Genomic DNA, 18,721 nt, shown 5'->3' with positions numbered 1-18,721 from the left:
GGTGGGCAAACCGCTGGTTGGACCGCCACTAGACTGAGCCGGTGGATTCGCAGCCCTCACCCCGTCCCGTCCTCGTGGTCGACTTCGGCGCACAGTACGCCCAGCTGATCGCCCGGCGGGTCCGTGAAGCCCGGGTGTTCTCCGAGGTCGTCCCGCACACCACCTCGGTCGAGGAGATCAAGGCCAAGGATCCGCGGGCCATCGTGCTCTCGGGCGGGCCGTCCAGCGTGTACGCCGACGGCGCCCCGCAGCTCGATCCCGCGCTGTTCGAGTTGGACGTCCCGGTGTTCGGTATCTGCTACGGCTTCCAGGCCATGGCCCAGGCCCTCGGCGGCACGGTCGAGCGCACCGGCACCAGCGAGTACGGCCGCACCGAGCTGAAAGTCGCCGGCGGCGAACTGCATTCGGGGCTGCCGGACACCCAGCCGGTGTGGATGAGCCACGGCGACGCCGTCACTGCCGCGCCCGCCGGGTTCGAGGTGGTGGCCAGCAGCGCGGGTGCGCCGGTCGCGGCCTTCGAGGACCGTGCGCGGCGCCTGGCCGGGGTGCAGTACCACCCCGAGGTGCTGCACTCGCCGCATGGCCAGCAGGTGCTCAGCCGGTTCCTGCACGACTTCGCCGGGATCGATGCGACCTGGACGGCGGCCAACATCGCCGACGCCCTGATCGCCCAGGTGCGCGAGCAGATCGGCGACGGCCGCGCGATCTGCGGGCTCTCCGGCGGGGTCGATTCCGCGGTGGCCGCCGCGCTGGTGCAGCGCGCCATCGGGGACCGGCTGACGTGTGTGTTCGTCGACCACGGCCTGCTGCGCGCCGGTGAACGGGCCCAGGTGCAACGGGATTTCGTCGCCGCGACGGGGGCCCGGCTGGTGACCGTCGATGCCGAAACCCGGTTCCTGGAGGCGCTTTCGGGTGTGACCAACCCGGAGGGCAAGCGCAAGATCATCGGCCGCGAGTTCATCCGCGCCTTCGAGGGCGCGGTGCGCGACACCCTGGGCTCCACCGAGGCCGAGGTCGAATTCCTGGTCCAGGGCACGCTATATCCCGATGTGGTGGAATCCGGCGGCGGGACCGGAGCGGCCAACATCAAGAGCCACCACAATGTCGGCGGGCTGCCCGACGACCTGAAGTTCAAGCTCGTCGAGCCGTTGCGGTTGCTGTTCAAGGACGAGGTCCGCGCCGTCGGCCGGGAACTGGGTCTGCCGGAGGAAATCGTTGCCCGCCAACCATTCCCGGGACCGGGGCTGGCCATCCGGATCATCGGTGAGGTGACCGCCGACCGACTGGACACCCTGCGCCGCGCGGATTCCATTGCGCGCGAGGAACTCACGGCCGCCGGTCAGGATCATCACATCTGGCAGTGCCCGGTGGTGCTGCTGGCCGACGTGCGGTCGGTGGGGGTGCAGGGCGACGGCCGGACCTACGGTCATCCCGTGGTGTTGCGCCCGGTCTCCAGCGAGGACGCCATGACCGCCGACTGGACGCGGGTGCCCTACGAGGTGCTCGAGCGCATCTCGACCCGGATCACCAACGAGGTGTCCGAGGTCAACCGCGTGGTGCTGGATGTGACCAGCAAGCCGCCGGGCACCATCGAATGGGAGTAGTCCGAGCGCCCATGTTTGGAGTGTTTTCGGTCGCTGAAGGCTGCCCAAAACAGGTCTGATCCGTCACACGTGTCACGTGTGTCTCTGCCGTCTCGCTCGCTTGACGCTGTCGGTGGGTGGGTGTTTACTCGCTCTATCGAACAAAGTTTCGAATGCGGCGTAACTCTGACGAGCTGGAGGGCGGGCGATGACGGCGGCACTTTCTCTGAGTCGGCACGCCGAAAATCGCTCTGAACAGGTAGAACAGCTGCGACGGCAGATCGCCGCGGTCTCCGGGCGGGTGGGGGCGTCCCGGCGGGGGCCCGAGGGTGCGACGGACCCTTCGCCGACCTCGGAATCTTTGCTGCCGGTCCCGAAAGCGCTGGCGGACCTCTTGCCCCGGGGGTTGCCGCGCGGGGTGGTGGCGGTGCTGACGGGCGCGCGTTCCCTGCCGTTGAACATGGTCGCCGCGGTGACCGCGGGCGGTGGCTACGCGGCCATCGTCGGGGATCCGCGGGCCAGCCTGCTGGCCGCGGTCGAGATGGGGGCGGACCTGAGCCGGCTGGCGGTGATCCCCGACCCCGGCGCCGACCCGCTCGAGGTGACCTCGGTGCTGATGGACGGCCTGGATCTGGTGGTGCTCGACCTGACCGGACGTTCGGTCGCCCCGGCGCGGGCGCGGTCCATGACGGCGCGGGCCCGGCACAAGGGCTGCACCCTGTTGGTCACCGGAGCCGACTGGCAGGGGGCCCAGGTCCGGCTGGACGCCCGGGTCCGGGGTTATGAGTTGACGGGTGGGTCCGGGTCCGGACGGGTCGGCGAGGTCCGGCTGTCCCTGCGGGCCCGCGGCCGGTGCGCCCGAGCGGGTTGACATGACGGCAAGGGTGTTGGCGCTGTGGTGCATGGACTGGCCGGCGGTGGCCGCGGCGCTGGCCGGGGGACTGCCGGAGACGGCCCCGGTGGCGGTGACGTTGGCCAACCGGGTGGTGGCCTGCTCATCGTCGGCCCGCGCGGCCGGGGTACGGCGCGGGCTGCGCCGGCGTGAATCACAGGCCCGCTGCCCGCAATTGCATGTGGTGGCCGCGGATCCGGGTCGGGACGCGAGGCTCTTCGAGGCGGTGATCGCCGCGGTCGACGACCTGGTGCCGCGCGCCGAGGTGCTGCGACCCGGGTTGTTGGTGCTGTCGGTGCGCGGGGCGGCGCGGTACTTCGGATCCGAGCAGGAGGCCGGCGAACGACTGGTGGACGCCGTGGCCGCGGCGGGGGCCGAATGTCAGATCGGGGTGGCCGATCAGTTGCCCACCGCGGTGTTCGCCGCCCGCGCCGGACGCATCGTCGCCCCGGGCGGGGACGCGCGGTTCCTGTCCGACCTGTCGATCCGGCAACTGGCGGCCGAGCCGAGCCTGGCCGCCCCCGGCCGCGACGAGCTGGCGGATCTGTTGTGGCGGATGGGGATTCGTACCTTCGGCCGGTTCGCCGAGCTGCCCCGCACCGATGTGGCCTCGCGATTCGGTGCGGATGCGGTGGTGGCCCACCGGATGGCCCGGGCCGAGCCCATGCGGGCCCCCTCGGGTCGGGAGCTGCCACCCGAACGCGACGCGGTGCTGGACTGCGACCCGCCGATCGATCGGGTCGACGCGGCGGCGTTCGCCGGCCGGACGCTGGCCAGCGAGCTGCACCGGAACCTGGAGGCGGCCGGCGTGGGCTGCACCCGGCTGGCGATCCAGGCGGTGACCAGCAACGGCGAGGAGCTGGACCGGGTGTGGCGGTGTGCGGAACCGTTGACCGAGGACGCCACCGCCGATCGCATCCGCTGGCAGCTGGACGGCTGGCTGAACCGACGGCACCCCGCCGATCGCCCCACCGGCCCGATCACCACACTGCGTCTGCATCCGGTGGAACTGGTGTCCGCCGGGGCGCTGCAGCTTCCGCTGTGGGGCGGGGTGGGCGACGAGGACCGCCTCCGGGCCCGCCGCGCGCTGGTCCGCGTCCAGGGCCTGCTGGGCCCGGATGCCGTGCAGTTGCCGGTCCTCAGCGGCGGTCGCGGCCCCGCCGAACGCATCACGCTGACCCCGCTGGGCGACGAGTTGGTCCCGCGAGCGGAACCGGATCGGCCCTGGCCGGGTCGGCTGCCGGAGCCGGCGCCCGCGGTCCTGCTCGACGATCCGGTGGATCTGCTTGATGCCCAGGGAAATCCGGTGCGGGTGACCACCCGGGGGATGTTCTCCTCCGAGCCGGCGCGGCTGGCCGCCGGTCATCGCGCCCACAGTGGTGCGCTGCGCTGGTGGACGGGGCCGTGGCCGGTCGACGAGCGGTGGTGGGATCAGGAGTCGCCGGGCCGGACCGCGCGGGCCCAGGTGTTGCTCGAGGACGCCTCGGCCACCGAACTCGGTCTCGCGCTGCTGCTGTGTTACCGCCGCCGGCGCTGGTATGTGGAGGGGGCCTATGAGTAATCGTTAGCTCAGGCGCTGCAGGAACGGGCCGACCCGCTCGATGTAGTGGTCGAAGAACACCTCGGCCAGCGGTCGGGTGGTGTGCGGTGCGCCGCTGGTGACGACGGCGGCGTTCGGCTCGCGGCCCCAGTGCCCGGCCATGTCGGCGACCGTCATGCCGCGGGTCAGCGTCCCGTGCAGTTCCACGTCGATGGTCGCCGGCCGCGCGGTGACCAGCGTCGGGTCCAGCGCGACCGCCGCGGCGAACGGGTCGTGCAGGTGTGCGAGATACCCCTCGCCCTGGCGGAAGTGGAACTCGAAGTAGAACCGCATCGCATCCTCGAGCACCCGGATCAGCGGGTTGGTGGCCGTCGACCGGCGCCCGAGGTCGTCGTCGGGACCCATGGTGTGGGTCTCGGCGCCCGCGGCGGTCGCCAGCCGCGCCAGGATCTGCGGGGTCAGCACAATGCTCTCGGTGATGTTCAGGCCGCACACCAGCGGAAGTTCGCTCGCGTGCTCGGCGTGCCGGCCGAAGGCGGCGAACACCTCGGCGGCGGCCTCCGGGTCGACGTGGATGTTCCACTCGGTCACGGGGCTGGTGTTGCCCCGGTAGTCGAAGGATCCGCCCATGATGACCAGCCGCCGCAGCAGCTGCGGCAGTTCCGGGTCGGCGCGCAGCGCCAGCGCCAGACTGGTCAGCGGCCCGGTGACCAGGCCGATGAGTTCACCGGGGTGAGCGTGCGCGGCGCGGATCCAGGCCTGCGCAGCGTCGTAGGAGGTGGCCTCGGTGCTGGGTGCGGCCAGTTCGGCGTAGCCCAGGCCGGCGGGGCCGTGGGTGTCCTCGGCGGTGCGCAGCGGGATGCTCAGCGGCTGCTCGCTGCCCAGCGACACCGGGACCCCGGATACGCCGCAGAGCTCCAGCAGTGCCAGGTTGTTGTGGCAAACCTGGTGTGCGGAAACGTTTCCGGCGGTCGAGGCGATGCCGACGAGGTCCACTTCCTCGCAGGCGAGCAGGTACACCAGGGCCATGGCGTCGTCGACGCCGGTATCCAGATCGGCGAAGACCGCGGGCATGCGGCAATGCTATCGCCGACGTTTACCAGTGCACGCCGGGGATGACGCGGACCGTGCGCTTGATGGTGCGCGGCACGCCGAGACTGCGGGCCGCACGCACCGGCCGGGAGGGTTTCCGGGGCCGCCGTGTCGTCGTCAGGGGTGTCGTCGCCGCGGGTGCCGTCGTCGCGGGTGTCGATTCACCGCGGGCGGCCGCCGAATCCGGATATCCGAGATAGACCTGGTGCAGGATCCGCCGGGCCAGCTTCGGGGTGAAGTAGCGGCCGGCGTCGGCCAGCGTGCCCAGGGGAGTATCGATGCGCGCCGGCTTGTCCACCAGGGCGCGGACCACCATGGCCGCGGCGTGTTCGGGGCTGATCGCGGGAATCGGGTTGAGCCGCTTGGACGGAACGATCATCGGTGTGCGGACCAGCGGCATGTGGATCGTCGTGAACGTGACGTGATCGGACAACGTCTCGGTGGCCACCACGTCGGCGAACGCGTCCAGGGCGGCCTTGCTGGGCAGGTACGCCGAGTAGCGCGGGGAGGTGGCCTGCACACCCGCGCTGGAGACGTTCACGACGTGCCCGAACCGGCGTTCGCGCCAGTGCGGCAGCAGCGCGAGCACCATCCGCACCGCCCCGAAGTAGTTGACGGCCATCACGCGCTCGTAGTCGTGCAGCCGGTCGGTGGACGCCTCGACCGACCGGCGGATGGACCGGCCGGCGTTGTTCACCAGGTAATCCACGTGCCCGAACCGGCCGAGGATGTCCTTCACGGTGGCGTCCACCGAGTCGGAATCGGTGACGTCGCAGGCGAATGCGTGGGCCTGACCGCCGTCCGCGCGGATCTCGTCGACCAGGTCGTCCAGGGCCGCGCCGTTGCGGGCCAACACGAACACCGTGGCGCCGCGGGCGGCGACCGCCTGGGCCGAGGCGCGCCCGATTCCGCTGGAGGCGCCGGTGATGACCACATGCCGGCCGGCCAACGGGGCGCCGGGTTCGGTGCGGCGGGCGCGGTCGGGATCGAGATGCTGCGCCCAGTACCGCCACAGCGCCGGCGCGTAATCCGCGAACGCGGGGACCGCTATCCCGGTGCCGCGCAACGCCTCCCGGGTGTTATCCGCGGTGAAGGTGGTCGGCAGGTCGACGGCATCGAGGATCTCGGCGGGAATGCCGGCCTGGGTGACGGCCATGTTGCGCCAGACCTTGACGATGCCGCGGGCATCCAGGAAGCCGTCGGCGACCGCGCGCGGCAGCGCGGCGCGCACCCGCGGCAGTCCGGCCTCGGGCGCCAGCGCGCGGTAGATGCCGCGCAGACCGATCGTCGCGGGCGCGGTCAGGTGGAAGGTTTGGCCGTCGCGATGCTCGGCGTGCATGAGCGCCACCAGGGCGTCGGCGACGAAGTCGACCGGAACGATGTTGGTGCGGGCGGTGTCGGGCAGCGCGATCGGGGTAAAGCGCGGCAGCGCGGCCAGCTTGGCCAGCAGCCCGAAGAAGTAGTAGGGGCCGTCGATCTTGTCCATCTCGCCGGTGGCCGAGTCGCCGACGACCACCGCCGGCCGATAGATCCGATGGCGCAACCCCGCGGCGGTGCGCACCAGTTGCTCGGCCTCGAACTTGGTCTGGTGATACGGCGTCGGCAGGTCCTGCCCCAGATCGAAATCGTTCTCGGTGAAGATCCCGGCGTAGGTGCCGGCCACGGCGATCGAGGACACGTGGTGCAGGGTGGCATCGAGTCGCCTGGTCAGGTCGATCACCGCCCGGGTGCCCTCGACGTTGGCCGCGCGCTGCCGGGCGTCGTCGGCGGTGATGTCGTAGACCGCCCCGCAATGCACGACGTGGTCGACGGCGCCGAGTTCGGCGAGGTCGGCGAGCCCCAGATCGGCCGCGGCGAGATCGCCGACCAGCGGACGGGCGCGCTCACCCCAGTCGGCGGCGAGGCGTTCGAAGCGGCCCAGCGACTCCCGTCGTACCAGGACCCAGACGCTGGCGTGGGGGTCGGAGCGCAGGATTCGGTCGACGACGCGGCGGCCAATGAACCCGGTACCGCCGGTAACGACATAGTTCATGGGGAGCATCGTGGACCCGTCGCGGCCCGCGTGTCAACCAATCTTGACAAGTCGGGCGGGTGCGAGCGTGCGGAAACTACGAGAAATGTCCGGCGTGTCGGCCGGGGACGCGCACCTTCGCGGTTGGGGTTGGGCGCGCTAAAGCGAAAGGCCGTCCCAGCTGATCAGGCGCCAGCCGGTGGTGGGGTTGCCCTCGAGGACGACGACGCCGGTGTTGGGCAGCGGCCGGTTCACGATCAGGCTCTCCTGCGAGTTGGTCGCGTTCAGCTGCGTCCACAGCATGATCGACCCGGCGTGCGCCACGGCCACGGGATTCTTGTCGCCGCTGGCGTAGATCTCCTGCACCGCGCCGGTGAACCGGTCGTTGAACTCCTTGCCGCTGACCGATCCGGGGATCGTCGCGTCCATGTTGCCGTCGAGCCACTGGGCCGGGGCCAGGAAGTATGTCGTCGCGATCTGGTCCTCGGGCTTGCCCTCGAACCAGCCGGCCTCGATCTCGCGTAACCCGTCCAGCACCTGAACCTGTTCGCCCAACTCGGCTGCCAGCGGGGCCGCGGTCTGCTCGGCGCGCAACATGTTCGAGGCGTAGATGCCGTCGAAGTCCTTGCCGCGCAACTCATCCGCGAGGTCCTCGGCCTGCTGCTTGCCCTCCGGGGTCAGGCCGGGACCGGGCACCGAGGTGTCGACGAGCCCCGACGCGTTGCCCTCGGACTGCGCGTGCCGGACCAGGGTCAGCGTGATCGACGACGGTGGCGGGGGACCCGAACTGCACGCACCGACGACCGTCACCGCGAACAGTGCGGCCAGTGTTCTTGCCCCGAGCAGACCGATGCGCGGCATCTACAGTCGCCTTCCCACGAAGCCTTCCTGCGTCACGGTACAGACCAACGAGCCGTCCCGGTTGTAGATTGCGCCGGTGCCCAGGCCCATCCCGCCGGTGACGGTCCCGGTCCGCTGCTCGTAGAGCAACCAGTCGGCGAAGTCGACCGGCCGGTGCCACCACATCGCGTGGTCCAGCGAGGCCAACTTCTCCAGCTGCTGCCAGGTCTTGCCGAGGGCGATCTGCACCGGGTCCAGGATGGTCCAGTCGCTGATGTAGGCCAGCAGTGCCACGGCCAGCACCGGATCGGCGAGCAGTTCGGCCGGCGGATCCTCCTCCAGCCGCAGCCAGATCCGGGTGCGCGGATCCTCCCGCGGCGGGGCATCGACCGCGATGCGTGGCGGCAGGTCGACGTAGCGCATCTCGGCGACGCGGAACGCGACCATCTCGAGGTAGTCGTCATCGGCGGGCAGGTGCTCGCGCAGCTGTTCGTCCAGTGGGGTCAGCGATTCGGGGTCGGGCACCTCGGGCATCGGCTGCTGGTACTCGTCGCCGTCGACGTCGATGATGAACGACGCCATCGCCTCCATCACCACGACGCCGTCCTGGCTGGCGGTCACCCGCCGGGTGGAGAACGTCCGGCCCTCGCGCAGGGACACGACGTCGTAGCGCAGCGGGATCGTGGTGTCGCCGGGGCGCAGGAACGACAAGTGCATGCTGTGCGGCCGACGGGAGGTGGTGCGCGCCGCCGCCGCGATCGCCTGCCCGGCAACCTGACCGCCGTAGACGCGCAACCGCTCGCGGTCGTCGTTGGGTTGCGCACCGAGGAACGCCCCGTCCCCGAGATCTTCGACCTTCAGCAGGTCCAGCACGTTGTTCAGCCTGTCCGACACGACCTCTATGTAGCCATGCCGGGCAACGGCGCCGCGAGCCGGGTCGGCCCAGCGGTCAGCGGCAGACGTCCGGCGCCACCCACAGCAGCGGCCACAGCGCGGTCGTGTGGCCGAACGCCACCAGATTGGCCCCGGCGGGCAACTGGGTCTCGAGCCGCGACTCGAACATGTCGACGGTATCGGCGTGCAGGAACGTGAACACCACACCGGCGAGCAGATACGGGATGGCCAGCCACAGTGCCACTTCGATCAGTTGCTCGACGCTGACCCGGAAACTGAGCACCCGGCGCAGCACGCCCAGCATGGTTCCCCCTTCCGCCTGTCGCGAGCATCGCATAGGCGCCAAGGCAATTTCGGCGAACTGCCGATATCGATGGCGCCACGTTGTCAGGATTCATAGCGCTGGTAGTTCTCGCGGTTCGGACGGGCTATTCGGACAAGGCGCTCGGCGCAGATCGGCGGTAACGCGCTCATGAAACTGGTGATCGGATACCTGGCCACCCCCGGCGGTGCCGACGCGCTGGCACTGGGTCTGCGGTTCGCCCGCAGCATGGGTGCCGACGTGGAGATCTGCCTCATCCTGCCGCCGGCGCGCCTGCCCGCCCTGGGCGGTTCGCCGGCCGGCTACGAGAAGTTGATCGCCGAGCGCACCGACGCCTGGATCGCCGACGCGCTGGCGCAGGTACCCGACGGAGTGGTGGCGCGCGGGCATCGCTACATCGCGGAATCCTTCGCCGAGGGGCTGATCAGCGAGGTCGTCCGCCTGCAGGCCGATCTGCTGGTGGTCGGCGGCTCCGGCGGCGGGCTGGCCGGCAGTCGCTCGCTGGGCTCGGTGGTCAACGAACTGCTGTACTCCGCTCCCGTACCGGTGGCGGTGGCGCCGCGCGGGCTGCGCGAGTCCCGGGTGGACCGCGTCGGCGGAATCACCTGCGCCATCGGCGAACGCGCCGGTGCCGACCTGCTGCTCGACACCGCGGTGCGCTTCAGCGCCGCGGCCGAGGCACCGCTGCGGCTGGTGTCGCTGGTGGCCCTGGATCCGGTGTTCGGTTCGCTGCGCGGCGACGCCGACGCCGCCCGCGAACACGCCGTGGCCCACGCGCTGCGGACCCTGGAACAGGCCAAAGGCGAGCTCCCCAAAGGCTTTCCGGTCACCTCCAGCGTCTTGGAGGGGCAATCGGTGGAGGACGCGGTCGCCCAACTCACCTGGCACGACGGCGACATCATCATGGTCGGCTCGAGCCGGCTCAGCGCCCCGCGGCGGCTGTTCCTCGGCTCGACCGCGGCCAAGATGCTGCGCGTGCTCGACGTTCCGATGATCGTCGTGCCCCGCGACCAACTCAGCGAAGAGGACCTGCCGTGAACGAATCACTCGAGGCCGCCGAAGAGCGCAGCGGCCTGCGCGCCAAGGGTCTGGCCGAGGGCAAGGTCGGCACGGTGTCCGGCGCCATCCTCGGCATCTCCTGCGTGGCGCCCGGATACACCCTGACCGCCAGCATCGGGTTGATCGTCGCGGCCGTCGGCCTCAAGATGCCGGCCATCTTCATCGCCGGGTTCATCCCGATGTTCCTGACGGCCTACGCCTACCGCGAACTGAACTCCCGGGCACCGGACTGCGGGGCCTCGTTCACGTGGTCCACCAAGGCATTCGGGCCCTACGTGGGGTGGATGTGCGGCTGGGGCATGGTGATCGCCACCATCATCGTGCTGTCGAACCTCGCCGCGATCGCCGTGGAGTTCCTCTACCTGTTCATCGCGGAACTGTTCGCCAGCCCCGGCATCGCCGAGTTGGCCGACAACCTGCTGATCAACATCCTCACCACGGTCGCGCTGATCGTGCTGGCCACGGTGATCGCCAGCCGCGGGATCACCACCAGCGAGCGCGTGCAGTACGTGCTGGTCGGCTTCCAGATGGTGGTGCTCATCGCGTTCGCCGTCGTCGCGATCGCCCAGGTCAACCTCGGCGACGCGCCGGCCGGCCTGGCCTTCGACCTGGACTGGTTCAACCCGTTCTCCGGTCTGGCGTTGGGGGCCTTCGTCATCGGCGTCACGGGCTCGATCTTCGCGTTCTGGGGCTGGGACACCTGCCTGACACTCGGCGAGGAATCCAAGGATCCCACCAAAACCCCCGGGCGGGCCGGCCTGCTGTGCGTGATCTCGATCCTGCTGACCTACCTACTGGTCGCCGTGGCGGTGATGATGTACGCCGGCGTCGGCGAGACCGGCATGGGGTTGGACAATGCGGACAACGCCGACAACGTGTTCGGCGTGCTGGCCACGCCGGTGCTCGGGTCCTGGGGCGGGCTGCTGTTGTTCGCCGCGGTGTTCGCCTCCTCGGTGGCCAGCCTGCAGACCACCTTCCTGCCGGTGGCGCGGGCGATGCTGGCCATGGGTGCCTACGGCGCGTTCCCGGCGAAGTTCGCCGAGGTGCATCCACGGCATTTGGCGCCGGTGTTCTCCACCGTGGTCGCCGGGGTGGTCACCGCGGTCTTCTACACCGTGGTCAGCCTGCTGTCCGAATCCACCCTGCTGGATACCATTGCGGCACTGGGCATCATGATCTGCTGGTACTACGGCATCACGGCCTTCGCCTGCATCTGGTACTTCCGTCGCGAATTGTTCACCAGCGCACGCAATTTCGTGTTCAAGCTGCTGTTTCCGCTGTTGGGCGGACTGATGCTGGCCGCGGTGTTCGTGATCTCGGTGCAGGAGAGCATGGACCCCGAGAACGGCAGCGGATCCGAGATCGGCGGCATCGGCCTGGTGTTCTTCATGGGCTTCGGCATCCTGGCCTTCGGCGCGGTGCTGATGCTGGTGATGCGGCTGCGCAGCCCGGCGTTCTTCCAGGGGCACACCCTGACGCGCGACACCCCCGTCTCCGAGCAGACCGCCGGCCTCTGAGCGCCTACCGCCGGAACTTCAGGACGTCGGTCACCTGCCGGCGCGGGGTGGGTGCCGGCGCCTGCTCGAGCGCCGGGGCGCGGCCCACTCGCACCAGCGCCTGCGGCGACCGCGTGGACCCCAGCAGTTCGGCGATCACCGTGCGGCCGGCCTCGGTCTCGGTCAGATGGGTGACCGTGCAGGTCGCCAACCCGACCGCGGTGCATTCCAGCAGCACGGTCGACAGCGCCTCGCCCGCCAGCAGCGCGTCCTCGCGGCTGTCCTCCGGGGTCGAGAGCACCAGGATGCGGGCCTGATCCGGGCCGGTCGCCGCCCGGCGTTCGCCGGGGCCGTCGATGGGGAAGGCGCGGTTGATCCCCACCCGGTCGGCCTCGGGCACCGAGTTCAGGGCGCTGCGCGGAATGCCCTCGTCGAGTTCGAACGGCGCTGTCCACCAGTCGAGTTCAGACTGATAATCGGGGTCCTGCCGGCGCAGTGCCTCGGTGAGCCGGGACGCCTCGACCAGTTCGCCGCGCAGCGCGTCGTCGATGACGTGCAGATGCACCGCGTCGGAATCGACCAACTCGTGCAGCACCGGCCGCAGGATGTCCCAGTCGTTGGGCGGCGAAAACGGCAGCCGGTCGGTGCGCCGGCGCAGGATCGCGGTGGCCCGCGCCCGGGTGGCGTCGCTCACGTAGCCGGCGCGCTGGAAGTCCACCGAGGCCAGATGGCTCAGGTCGTTCGGGTTGGGGAACCGCTCGACGAAGGACTGCCAGCCGGCCGCGGCCATCGCGATCCGCAGGTGGTCCAGCATGGCCCCGCAGCTGATCAGCGCCTCCCGGCCCGCGGTGTCGGCCGCGCGCAGGATCCGGCTGCGATCGGCGAACAACTGCAGTTCGGGGCCGTCGGCCACCCACGTCCAGGGCTGGCTGTTGTGCAGCGACGGCGCCCGCGAGGCGACCGCGACGGCCTGCTTGATCACCTCGGCATCGACGATCGTCCGGGGCATCAGGTATCACCCGCTTCCGTTGACTGTCCTCCATCATCGGGTACGCGGCGCCCGAGTAACAGGGTCATTGGTCATCCGGGCCGGGGGCCAGCGCAACTAGCCAAGCCGTCGACCGGTAGGCAGTATCGAGGGTATGCACCGGGACTTCGACGCGCGCGCCGCCGACCAGCCCTACGCGCAGGTCCGCGAAACCCATACCGGTGTCGTGATTCTGGTGGGGGACCGCGCCTACAAGGCCAAGCGGCCCGTCGTCACCGACTTCCTGGACTTCAGCACGCACAGCGCGCGCGAACACGCGCTGGCGCGGGAACTCGAGCTCAACAACCGGCTGGCCCCGCACGCCTACCTGGGGATCGCCCATCTGGACGGCCCGACGGCCGGGGAGCGCGAGCCCGTGCTGGTGATGAACCGCTACTCCGACGAGGTCCGGTTGAGCACCCGGGTCCGCAATAACGTCGAGACCGTGCCCGCCGAGCTGGAACGCGTGGCGATGGTGCTGGCCGAGTTCCACGGTCGCGCGGCGCGGAGCCGGGAGATCGACGCCGAGGCGCGCGTGCTGGCCATCAAGGGCCGCTGGGACGACAACCTGGTGGAGCTCGAGAAGTTCGCCGCCGGCGATGCCCCCGTGGTCTCGGCCGACACCGTGCGCCGGGTCAAGGAGTTGGCGCACCAATACATCTCCGGGCGGGCCGTGCTGTTCGCCGATCGGATCTCGCTGCGCCGCATCGTCGACGGGCACGGCGATCTGATGGCCGACGACATCTTCTGCGTCGACGGCCATCCGAACCTGCTGGACTGCATGGACTTCGACGACAAGCTGCGCTACGTCGACGGTCTCGACGACGCGGCGTTCCTGGCCATGGACCTGGAGTTCCTGGGCCGGCCGGATCTGGCCGAGGCCTTCCTGGACCGCTATTGCGGGCGCGCCGCCGACGAGGCGCCGCGGTCGCTGCGGCATTTCTATATCGCCTACCGGGCCGGGGTGCGGGCCAAGGTGGACTGCATCCGGCATGCTCAGGGCCACCCCGAGGCCGCCGCGGACGCCGCGCGTCACCTCGAACTGGCGCTCGAGCATCTGCGCGCCGCGGTGCCGCGGCTGGTGCTCGTGGGCGGCGGGCCGGGCACCGGCAAGACCACGCTGGCCCGCTCGCTGGCCGAACGGATCGGCGCACGGGTGATCTCGACCGACGACGTCCGCAAGGATCTCGAGCGCGACGACGTCATCGCCGGTGCGCCCGGTGAACTCGACGCCGGCCTGTACACCCCGGAGAACGTGGCCACGGTGTACAAGGTGGTGCTCCGCCGCGCGCACAGCATGCTCGCGGCGGGGGAGACGGTGATCCTCGACGGCACCTGGCGTGACCCGTCGCACCGCGAACTCGCCCGCGCGCTGGCCGCCAAGGCTCATGCCATCCTGCTCGAAATGGCCTGCACCACACCGTTGGCCGAGGCGCAGGACCGGATCACCCAGCGCCGCAACAGCACCTCGGATGCCACCCCCGAGATCGCCCGCAGCATCGACGAGCAACAGGCCGGGGCGGTCTGGGACAGCGCCCACCGCATCGCCACCGACCGGCCCCTGGCCGACTCGGTGGCCGAAGCCCAGCAGCTGTGCTGTCTGGCGATCTGAGTACCGAGGACCCCGGGTTTTGGTGACCCGATGCCCTTACCTGACGGGTGCGGTACGGCTAACGTCGAAGGCAGTGCCGGTCGAAGGGACCTGCAGAGGAAGGGATGTGACATGTCCGCGCCCACGACGCATCGAGGGATTCTGGTCGGTGTCGACGGATCGCCGTCGGCCACCGTGGCGGTCGACTGGGCCGCGCGGGAGGCGGCGTCCCGAAAGGTGCCGCTGACCCTGGTGTATGTGCTGAGCCCGCCGGTGATGATGATGTGGCCGGAAGTGGCGATGCCGCCGAGCTACTCGCAGTGGCAGGAGGAGCAGGGCCGCGAAATCCTCGCCGAGGCAACCAAGGTCGCCCAGGCCGCGGCCAAGGCCGACGGCGGCGTCGAGGTGCGCACCGAGATGCCGACGGGCCCGTCGCAGTCGGTGCTGATCGAACTCTCGGCCGAGGCCGACCTGGTGGTCGTGGGTAGCCGCGGTCGCGGTGCGTTGGCGCGCGGCCTGCTCGGTTCGGTCAGCTCCAACGTGGTCCGGCACGCGCACTGCCCGGTGGCGGTCATCCACGACGAGGATCCGATGATGGACAACCCGTCGCAGGCCCCCGTGGTGGTCGGGATCGACGGGTCGCCGGCCTCGGAGGTCGCCACCTCGATCGCCTTCGACGTGGCCTCGCGCCGCGGCGTCGAACTCGTCGCGTTCCACGCGGTCAGCGACGCCGACGTGATCGAGATCCCCGGCGTGGACTACGAGACGCTGGAGGAACGCGCGCACGTCATCCTCGCCGAACGGCTGGCCGGGTGGCAGGAGCGCTACCCCGACGTCACCGTCCGCCGCGTGGTGGAGTGGGGCCGACCGGCAAACGCGCTGGTCAAGCAGGCCGAGAACGCGCAACTGTTGGTGGTCGGCAGCCACGGGCGCGGTGGGTTCACCGGGATGTTGCTCGGTTCCGTGGCCAACTCGGTGGCCCAGGCCGCGAAGATGCCGGTCATCGTGGCCCGCAAACCTTGACCGACCCCCACCGTCTATCGAACAATTGTTCGATAGACTGCGGGGGTGGGCTGGAGTAACGGGCCGCCGAGCTGGGGCGAGATGCAGCGGGTGCTCAGTGGCAAGCCCCGCCGGGCCGGCCTGCCGCTGGCCGAACCGACCCGCGACGGCGGCGACAGTCCGGCCTGGACCAGCAAGCGGGCCGACTACCGCCCGCCGGGGCATGCGGTCCGCCGCTCGACGGTCCCGTACGCCGAACTGCACGCGCACTCGGCCTACAGCTTTCTCGACGGCGCCAGCACCCCGGAGGAGCTCGTCGAGGAGGCCGCGCGGCTGGACCTGCGGGCGATCGCGCTGACCGACCACGACGGCCTCTACGGCGTGGTGCGCTTCGCCGAGGCCGCCGCCGAGCTAGCGGTGCGCACGGTGTTCGGCGCCGAGCTATCGCTGGGCAACGTCGCCCGCACCGACACCCCGGACCCGCCCGGGCCGCACCTGCTGGTCCTGGCCCGTGGGCCCGAGGGCTACCGCAGGCTGTCCCGGCAGCTGTCGGCCGCCCACCTCGCCGGCGGTGAGAAAGGGAAACCACGGTACGACTTCGACGCGCTGACCGAGGCGGCCGGCGGGCACTGGCACATCCTGACCGGGTGTCGGAAAGGGCATGTGCGCCAGGCCTTTTCTGAGGGTGGCCCGGAGGCCGCGGAGGCGGCGCTGGCCGACCTGGTGGACCGCTTCGGGCAGAACCGGGTCAGCGTCGAACTGAGCCGGCACGGCCACCCCGGCGAGCACGAGACCAACGCGGCCCTGGCGGGGCTGGCCCGTCGCTTCGGGGTGTCGGTGGTGGCGACCACGGGCGCGCACTTCGCCGAGCCGTCCCGCGGCCGGCTGGCCATGGCCATGGGTGCCATCCGCGCGCGGCAGTCCCTCGACGAGGCCGCCGGGTGGCTGGCCCCGCTGGGCGGCGCGCATCTGCGGTCCGGCGACGAGATGGCGCAACTGTTCACCGATTTCCCCGACGCCGTCACCGCCGCGGCCGAACTGGGCGAGCAGTGCGCCTTCGGCCTGCAGCTGATCGCCCCGCAACTGCCGCCGTTCGACGTCCCCGACGGCCACACCGAGGACAGTTGGCTGCGCGAGTTGGTGCTGACGGGCGCCGCCGACCGCTACGGCCCGCCGCAGGGCGCCCCGCGCGCCTACGCCCAGATCGACCACGAACTGGCGGTCATCGAGCACCTGTCGTTCCCGGGCTATTTCCTGGTGGTGCACGACATCACCCGGTTCTGCCGGCAGCACAGGATCCTGTGCCAGGGCAGGGGATCGGCCGCCAACTCCGCGGTCTGTTACGCCCTGGGCATCACGGCGGTGGATCCCATCGCCAACGACCTGCTCTTCGAACGCTTCCTGTCCCCGGCCCGCGACGGGCCGCCCGACATCGACATCGACATCGAATCGGATCAGCGCGAACTGGTGATCCAGTACGTCTACGACCGCTACGGCCGCGACTATGCCGCACAGGTCGCCAACGTCATCACCTACCGGGCGCGCAGCGCGGTCCGGGACATGGCTCGCGCCCTGGGCTTTTCGCAAGGGCAGCAGGATGCGTGGAGCAAGCAGATCAGCCGGTGGAACGGGTTGGCAGAGGCACCGGAGGTGGGCGACATCCCCGAGCAGGTGATCGAGCTGGCGACCGAGATCAAGAACCTGCCGCGGCACATGGGCATTCACTCCGGCGGGATGGTCATCTGCGACCGCCCGATCGCCGACGTGTGCCCGGTGGAATGGGCCCGGATGGCCAATCGCAGTGTGCTGCAATGGGACAAGGACGACTGCGCCGCGATCGGCCTGGTGAAGTTCGACCTGCTCGGCCTCGGCATGCTCTCGGCCCTACACTACGCGGTGGACCTGCTGGCCGAGCACAAGGGCATCGAGGTCGACTTCGCCAAGCTGGACCTGTCCGAACCGGCGGTCTACGAGATGCTGCAGCGCGCCGACTCCGTCGGGGTGTTCCAGGTGGAATCCCGCGCCCAGATGGCCACGCTGCCCCGCCTCAAGCCGCGGGAGTTCTACGACCTGGTGGTCGAGGTGGCGCTGATCCGGCCCGGCCCCATCCAGGGCGGTTCGGTGCACCCCTACATCCGTCGTCGCAATGGTCTGGAACCGGTCACCTACGACCACCCCTCGATGGAATCGGCACTACGGAAAACCTTGGGAATTCCGCTGTTTCAGGAACAGCTCATGCAGGTCGCGGTGGACTGCGCGGGCTTCTCCCCGGCCGAGGCCGACCAGCTGCGCCGGGCCATGGGATCCAAGCGGTCCACCGAGAAGATGCGCCGATTGCGCGGCCGCTTCTACGCCGGTCTGCGCGAACAACACGGGATCGACGGGCCCCTGGCTGAACGGATCTACGAGAAGCTCGAGGCGTTCGCCAACTTCGGTTTCCCGGAGAGTCACGCGCTGAGTTTCGCCTCGCTGGTCTTCTACTCGTCGTGGCTCAAGCTGCATCACCCCGCGGCGTTCTGCGCGGCGCTGCTGCGCGCCCAACCGATGGGCTTCTACTCGCCGCAGTCGCTGGTTGCCGATGCCCGCCGGCACGGCGTGCGGGTGCACGGCGCGTGCGTGAACGCCAGCCTGGCCCACGCCACGCTGGAGAACGGCGGGAACGACGTGCGGTTGGGCCTGGGCGCGGTGCGCCACATCGGCGAGGAGTTGGCGCAGCGCCTGGTGGCCGAGCGCGACCGGTGCGGCCCGTTCGGATCGCTGGTGGACCTCACCGGCCGGGTGCCGCTGACGGTGCCGCAGACCGAGGCGTTGGCGACGGCGGGTGCGCTGGACTGCTTCGGCATCAGCCGCCGCGAGGCGCTGTGGGCGGCCGGGGCCGCCGCCGCCGAACGGCCCGACCGGCTCCCGGGGGTGGGAACGTCGTCCCGCGTGCCGGCCCTGCCCGGGATGAGCGCGCTGGAGTTGGCCGCCGCCGACGTCTGGGCCACCGGCATCTCGCCGGACAGCTCCCCGATGCAGTTCCTGCGCGCCGAACTCGACGCGCGCGGGGTGGTGCCCGCGGACCGGCTGCTGTCCGTCCCGGACGGTACCCGGCTGCTGGTGGCCGGGGCGGTGACGCATCGGCAGCGGCCCGGGACCGCCCAGGGGGTGACCTTCATGAACCTCGAGGACGAGACCGGGATGGTCAACATCCTGTGCTCGCCGGGGGTCTGGTCGCGGTACCGCAAGCTGGCCCAGACCGCCCCGGCGCTGGTGATCCGCGGCATCGTGCAGAACGCCAGCGGCGCCGTCACCGTCGTCGCCGACCAGATGAACCCGATCGACATGCGGGTCGGTTCGCGCTCGCGCGACTTCCGCTGAGCCGTAGTCTGA

The 18,721-nt window shown here is 70.5% G+C and carries 14 protein-coding genes; 8 read left to right on the top strand and 6 right to left on the bottom strand.

Translation table 11 applies throughout. The features are described from left to right. Window positions 1-41 precede the first annotated feature (41 nt). The 3 genes from guaA (at window position 42) to EL338_RS18295 (ending at window position 4,036) form a co-directional block, all read left to right on the top strand. On the top strand, window positions 42-1,604 hold the full coding sequence (gene guaA, locus EL338_RS18305; RefSeq protein ID WP_126335050.1) for a glutamine-hydrolyzing GMP synthase: 1,563 nt from the start codon (window positions 42-44) through the stop codon (window positions 1,602-1,604). A 187-nt stretch (window positions 1,605-1,791) separates the two neighbouring features. Continuing rightward, window positions 1,792-2,454 (top strand): DnaE2-dependent mutagenesis accessory factor ImuA', encoded by a 663-nt coding sequence (imuA', locus tag EL338_RS18300; RefSeq protein ID WP_126335049.1) that lies wholly within the window; start codon window positions 1,792-1,794, stop codon window positions 2,452-2,454. Window position 2,455: 1 nt separating this feature from the next. Continuing rightward, window positions 2,456-4,036 (top strand): DNA polymerase Y family protein, encoded by a 1,581-nt coding sequence (locus EL338_RS18295; protein WP_126335048.1) that lies wholly within the window; start codon window positions 2,456-2,458, stop codon window positions 4,034-4,036. Between the two features lie 3 nt (window positions 4,037-4,039). On the opposite strand, the gene EL338_RS18290 is transcribed toward EL338_RS18295, so the two are convergent. From EL338_RS18290 to EL338_RS18270, 5 genes are all read right to left on the bottom strand, one after another. Next, window positions 4,040-5,089 (bottom strand): nucleoside hydrolase, encoded by a 1,050-nt coding sequence (locus EL338_RS18290; RefSeq protein ID WP_126335047.1) that lies wholly within the window; start codon window positions 5,087-5,089, stop codon window positions 4,040-4,042. 22 nt (window positions 5,090-5,111) lie between these two features. Beyond that, window positions 5,112-7,139, bottom strand: a complete 2,028-nt coding sequence (locus tag EL338_RS18285) for an SDR family oxidoreductase (RefSeq protein ID WP_126335046.1) — start codon at window positions 7,137-7,139, stop codon at window positions 5,112-5,114. Between the two features lie 138 nt (window positions 7,140-7,277). Beyond that, on the bottom strand, window positions 7,278-7,979 hold the full coding sequence (locus EL338_RS18280) for a histidine phosphatase family protein (protein ID WP_126335045.1): 702 nt from the start codon (window positions 7,977-7,979) through the stop codon (window positions 7,278-7,280). Continuing rightward, window positions 7,980-8,852 (bottom strand): acyl-CoA thioesterase, encoded by an 873-nt coding sequence (locus tag EL338_RS18275; protein ID WP_126335044.1) that lies wholly within the window; start codon window positions 8,850-8,852, stop codon window positions 7,980-7,982. It lies immediately after the preceding gene. Between the two features lie 55 nt (window positions 8,853-8,907). Continuing rightward, on the bottom strand, window positions 8,908-9,156 hold the full coding sequence (locus EL338_RS18270; protein ID WP_170217461.1) for a hypothetical protein: 249 nt from the start codon (window positions 9,154-9,156) through the stop codon (window positions 8,908-8,910). A 168-nt stretch (window positions 9,157-9,324) separates the two neighbouring features. Between EL338_RS18270 and EL338_RS18265 the strand changes: the two genes are divergently transcribed. Both EL338_RS18265 and EL338_RS18260 read left to right on the top strand, forming a co-directional pair. Beyond that, a complete protein-coding gene (locus EL338_RS18265) occupies window positions 9,325-10,212 on the top strand; it encodes a universal stress protein (RefSeq protein WP_126335043.1) in 888 nt (295 codons plus the stop codon). Next, window positions 10,209-11,750 (top strand): APC family permease, encoded by a 1,542-nt coding sequence (locus tag EL338_RS18260; protein WP_126335042.1) that lies wholly within the window; start codon window positions 10,209-10,211, stop codon window positions 11,748-11,750. Before EL338_RS18265 ends, EL338_RS18260 begins: the two co-directional genes overlap by 4 nt. 4 nt (window positions 11,751-11,754) lie before the next feature. Here EL338_RS18260 and EL338_RS18255 read toward each other — a convergent pair whose 3' ends face one another. Continuing rightward, entirely contained in the window at window positions 11,755-12,741 is a 987-nt protein-coding gene (locus EL338_RS18255) for an Acg family FMN-binding oxidoreductase (protein ID WP_435404943.1), read from the bottom strand. 130 nt (window positions 12,742-12,871) lie between these two features. On the opposite strand from EL338_RS18255, the gene EL338_RS18250 reads away from it, so the two are divergent. The 3 genes from EL338_RS18250 to EL338_RS18240 all read left to right on the top strand — a co-directional run bounded on the left by EL338_RS18250 (window position 12,872) and on the right by EL338_RS18240 (window position 18,709). After that, window positions 12,872-14,368, top strand: coding sequence for a bifunctional aminoglycoside phosphotransferase/ATP-binding protein (locus EL338_RS18250; RefSeq protein ID WP_126335040.1), 1,497 nt, complete (start codon window positions 12,872-12,874; stop codon window positions 14,366-14,368). A 111-nt stretch (window positions 14,369-14,479) separates the two neighbouring features. Beyond that, window positions 14,480-15,370 (top strand): universal stress protein, encoded by an 891-nt coding sequence (locus EL338_RS18245; protein WP_126335039.1) that lies wholly within the window; start codon window positions 14,480-14,482, stop codon window positions 15,368-15,370. Between the two features lie 45 nt (window positions 15,371-15,415). Beyond that, entirely contained in the window at window positions 15,416-18,709 is a 3,294-nt protein-coding gene (locus tag EL338_RS18240; RefSeq protein WP_126335038.1) for an error-prone DNA polymerase, read from the top strand. The last annotated feature ends 12 nt before the right edge of the window (window positions 18,710-18,721 follow it).

The organism is Mycolicibacterium chitae (genome assembly GCF_900637205.1).
GTDB classification, from domain to species: domain Bacteria; phylum Actinomycetota; class Actinomycetes; order Mycobacteriales; family Mycobacteriaceae; genus Mycobacterium; species Mycobacterium chitae.
The sequence above is the reverse complement of the archived record's forward strand: the minus strand, read 5'-3'. Positions and strand labels throughout refer to the sequence as shown.